The organism is Dehalococcoidales bacterium, assembly GCA_041656115.1.
GTDB lineage: Bacteria > Chloroflexota > Dehalococcoidia > Dehalococcoidales > UBA5627 > UBA5627.
The window spans coordinates 1-4,563 of the sequence record JBBAED010000018.1 but is presented as its reverse complement, the minus strand read 5'-3'; the positions used below and the strand labels follow the sequence as shown (position 1 = coordinate 4,563).

The following is a 4,563-nucleotide window of genomic DNA, read 5'->3' as shown; positions in this document are numbered from 1 at the left end:
CGGCGAGATTGTGGTAACCGGCGATTACGTTCAAAACGGCGCTCTTTCACTCGAAGGCTCTCTAACGGGCGGCGACAAAATAACAGTTCTTGGCGACGCGACAATCAATGGCACTGTGAACCTTGAGCTCACCGAAGGTTATTACCCGAACGGCACTAACGCAGTTGATCTTTCTAAATTTATCGTTGCCGCGGGCAGTATCGATTATTCCGCAGGTTACGTTCTGATGCCCGTTATTTCTTCAACCGCTGTTTTCCCCGATTATTTGAATATTGTTGTCAACCCCGACGGCACCATTACCGCCATTCGCGATAAAGCAAAATTTGAAGCTTCAGTGTTGGCAGGGATTGGCACAATCGCAGGTGAAGATGTAAGTTCGCTGGTTTTCGCCGCTAAGCCGGTCCTCGGTGAGGCGCAGAATTTAATTGCAGACCTCGAAAACGGCGTTGTCAAATATGACGACGTAGGCGCAGTTGCAAACCCGAAATTACACAATACGTTAACTTTATCATCAATTAAACGAAACCAACTTATTTCAAAATTTATGAGCGATAAACTCATTAAAGACGCCGCAACCGGCATTACCAAAGCCGGTGCAAAGGATATAAGAAAAGACGAAAATGTTTTTGCTTTTCAATTTAAAAGCGAAGCTGTTCAAGATAGTCGAACCGAAAGCGCAAAATACAAAAGCGACGCTTACGGAACCATTTTCGGTTATGAAGAGTTTAAAAATGGCTGGGTCGGCGGCCTTCATTTTGGCTTTGTAAAAGATGACGTGAAAGTTTCCTTGGCAAACGACGAAAACTCTGAAACAGAATCGGAGTTTATAGGCTTTCATTGGCGCAAAGAACTAAAAAAAGGCGACAGATTTATGTATGGTTTTGCCAGAGTCGGACGCGAAAAGTCTGAAACTACGCGAACTGCCGTTTTGGGCGCTTACGGCGGAAACTATAACAGCGATTGGAAGCAACACGTAAAAAGTTTCGAAGTTGGATACGGAAAAATGAACAAAAGTGAAAAACACAGTTTTGTTCCGGTTATTTCGCTCAATTACACAAAACTCGATCGCCCTGACATAAGCGAGACATTCTCGGCCGGCAATGCCTTTGCTTTGAACTTTAAGCGCAACGATTACAATTTATTATACGCAAACGCCGGTTTTGCCTACAATTCCTTAGTTTCAGACAAAAAGAACCATAAATTAGATATGGGCTTAAGCGCCGTCTACAGTCGCAGCATGCTTAATAAAGACCATAAGTCAGACTGGGGCATGTATGGCGCATCCGTTGAAAACACCTGGAAAACCCCCGGCAGAGACGGATTAGACCTCGCGATCAGCTTTGATTATAATACTGCTTACGGTTTTTCGGCGGTTGTTTCTTACGCCGATACTGTGCTGAGCGAAGGCTTCTGCAACAAGCGCGTGAACTTTGAGCTTAGTCAGAAGTTTTGAGTTATAAGCTCATTGAGCAGTCGGGCTTTATTCTTTTTGATTTAAGATAGCCCATACCCCATTCAAACATCGTTTTTAACAGGGGTATGAGGCTTTGCCCCAACTTTGTAAGTTTATATTCTACCTTTGGGGGCACCACAGGATAAACTTTTCGGTTAATTATTTTGTCTGCCTCAAGCTCGCGCAGCTGCTGAGTGAGCATTTTTGGGGTCGCTGCAGGTATCAGCTTTTGCAGTTCGCCGAATCTGAGGGTTTCTTTTGAAAGGTGCCATAAAATAAGCGCTTTGTATTTCCCCCCGATTAGTTCGAGAGTTGTGGCAACGGGGCAAATTTCTTTTTGTTTCATATGTTTTACACTATCTTTTTGGTTAGTATATATTAAAATAGTGCATACTTGTTAAAATATGCATAACTGTTATTATTATAATATAAGTTGTTTGCAAAATACAAGCCAATAACAGAATAAGTTTCGGAGGTGTCGACATGGTAAAAAACAAATTTGAAGTTACCGGAATGAGTTGTTCAGCTTGTTCGGCACATGTAGATAAGATTGTTTCAGAGTTGCCGGGAGTAAAAAGTGTTTCTGTGAATTTGTTGAAAAAATCTATGACAGTCGTGTATGACGAGTCTTTATTAGATGTGACAGCCATAGAGAACACTGTTAACAATGCCGGTTTCAAAGCTGCATTCATGGGAATGACCAAGCCTGAGGGCGGCAAAGCGCGAGCAGAGGCTGACTCTGCGAAAAGTGAATTTTCCGCTTTGAAGTTTCGATTGATTGTGTCGGCAATATTTGGGTTGCCTTTGTTTTATCTATCGATGGGGCACATGTATGGGTGGCCGTTATTAGAGGCTTTTCATGGGTTGCCTAACTCTTTGATATTTGTATTTACGCAGTTTATTTTGTTGCTTCCGATAATATTCGTGAATTTCAGTTTCTTTGAAAACGGTATAAAGAGTCTATTTAAGCGTGTTCCGAACATGGATTCTTTGATCGCGATTGGTTCGGGCGCCGCTACTCTGTATGGAATTTACGCGATTTACAAGATCGGTTACGGCTTAGGTCATGGTGACACCGAGCTTGTTAAAGCCTTTTCGATGGATATCTACTTTGAATCAGCCGGTATGATTCTTTTACTGATAACTTTCGGCAGGTTCTTAGAGGCCCGGGCAAAAGGAAAAACATCCGAGGCCATTTCCCATTTAATTAATCTTGCTCCAAAAACAGCGACTGTCATCAGAGAGGGCAAGGAAGAGGTAATCGGTGTCGATTCAATTATTGTGGGCGACATTTTGGCCATAAAGGCCGGCGACACGGTGGCAGTGGACGGTGTTGTCGTGGAAGGCGCGTCTTCGGTAGACGAATCGGCGTTAACGGGCGAGAGCATTCCGGCAGAGAAGGTCGTCGGAAACCGCGTCTTGAGCGCTTCGATCAACAAAACCGGCTATATAAAGGTTCGTGCCGAAAAAGTTGGGGCCGACACCACATTAGCTAACATAATAAGGCTTGTAGACGAGGCGACAGCCTCTAAGGCGCCGATAGCGAAGCTTGCCGACAAGGTCAGCGGCGTTTTCGTTCCCGCGGTTATAGTTATCGCGGCGCTGACGGTGTTAGGTTGGCTCATTGCGGGGCAATCATTTGAGTTCGCGCTCTCGATGGGCATTGCGGTCTTGGTCATTTCGTGCCCGTGCGCGTTAGGGTTGGCGACTCCGACGGCCATAATGGTGGGAACCGGCAAGGGCGCCTCTTTGGGTATGCTTGTTAAATCGGCGGAAGCGCTCGAAACGGCGCACAAGGTCGATGTTGCCGTCTTTGACAAAACGGGCACCTTAACTGTCGGGCACCCTGTTGTAACCGACATTATAGCGGTTGACGGAAATTCTGAGCGCCTTATGAGCATCGCCGCCTCATTAGAAAAGCTTTCGGGGCACCCCCTGAGCGAGGCAATCACACGCGCAGCCGAAAAAGAGAACATCGAGTGCGCTGCAGTAAGCGATTTTGAAATCATCCCCGGTGCGGGTATTTCGGGCACAATTAACGGGGTCGCTTGCAGCGGCGGCAATCACCGCATGCTTGAACAAAAGAACATTGACGCGGGTAAGTTTAAAAAAATCGCCGATGATCTCGCGGCAAAGGGCAGAACAACCCTGTATTTCACCGAAGGCGACCGGCTTATAGGTGTAATCGCTGCTGCCGACGAAGTAAAGCCGACCGCCGCCGGAGCAGTTGAAAAGCTAAGGGATTTGGGGGTCGAAGTGGTGCTTTTAACGGGCGACAATTCTGCCGCAGCGGCATCGGTAGGGCACGAAGTCGGCATAACGAAAATTATCTCGGAGGTCCTTCCCCAAAATAAAGAAGAAGAAATTCGCAAACTTCAATTAGCAGGGAAATGCGTAGCGATGGTCGGTGATGGCATTAACGATGCGCCTGCCCTTGCCGCGGCCGATGTGGGCATTGCGATCGGAGCCGGCACGGACATTGCGATTGAGTCGGCCGACATTGTTTTAATGCGGGATGATTTGTTTGATGTTGCCGGTGTTTTAAAGCTTAGTCGCGCTGTTATCAAAAATATTAAGCAGAATTTGTTTTGGGCGTTTTTCTACAATATTATAGGGATACCTATTGCGGCGGGCCTGTTTTATGTGTCTTTCGGGCTCAAGCTCAGCCCCATGTTTGCGGCGTTCGCGATGAGTTTAAGCTCGGTGTTTGTTGTAAGTAACGCGTTGCGCCTGCGCCGTTTTAAAATTGTTTAAGCTGTTCGGCGATTCTTTTGGCCGTTTCTGAATCGCCCGCGCGCGCGGCTTCGTAGTATTGTTGAATCAGTTTTTGTTTGTCAGCCGCCTTTTGGGCTGTGTCTGATTCGTTCGCGTAATAGCTTTCGGAGGTTGTTTGAACCGGTTCCGCGGTGATTTGGGCGGGATCTTCTTGCGGCTCCTGTTGCGGTTCTTCTTGCGGCTCTTGTTGTGGTTCTAAAGCGAAACTGCCAATATGTTTATTGAGACTTTCGTCGAACTTTTCTTTTCCGAAGACAGCTTTTGCTCCGACTATGTCGGCGTAGAGGTCTTCTTTGCTTCTTGAGCCGTTTGGGTTAAGAAAAGAGCTGTCTATG

Annotated in this window: 4 protein-coding genes; 2 read left to right on the top strand and 2 right to left on the bottom strand. The window is 46.5% G+C overall.

Annotation, left to right across the window (positions count from 1 at the left end):
- The coding region (locus WC958_06195; protein MFA5629811.1) for an autotransporter outer membrane beta-barrel domain-containing protein at window positions 1–1,453 on the top strand (1,453 nt) is incomplete at its 5' end.
- Window position 1,454: 1 nt separating this feature from the next.
- Here WC958_06195 and WC958_06190 read toward each other — a convergent pair.
- Window positions 1,455–1,799 (bottom strand): helix-turn-helix domain-containing protein, encoded by a 345-nt coding sequence (locus WC958_06190; GenBank protein ID MFA5629810.1) that lies wholly within the window; start codon window positions 1,797–1,799, stop codon window positions 1,455–1,457.
- Between the two features lie 137 nt (window positions 1,800–1,936).
- Between WC958_06190 and WC958_06185 the strand changes: the two genes are divergently transcribed.
- Window positions 1,937–4,207, top strand: coding sequence for a heavy metal translocating P-type ATPase (locus WC958_06185; GenBank protein ID MFA5629809.1), 2,271 nt, complete (start codon window positions 1,937–1,939; stop codon window positions 4,205–4,207).
- On the opposite strand, the gene WC958_06180 is transcribed toward WC958_06185, so the two are convergent.
- A partial coding sequence (locus WC958_06180; GenBank protein ID MFA5629808.1) for a hypothetical protein occupies window positions 4,194–4,563 on the bottom strand: 370 nt, incomplete at its 5' end. The two genes, WC958_06185 and WC958_06180, sit on opposite strands and share 14 nt — an antisense overlap.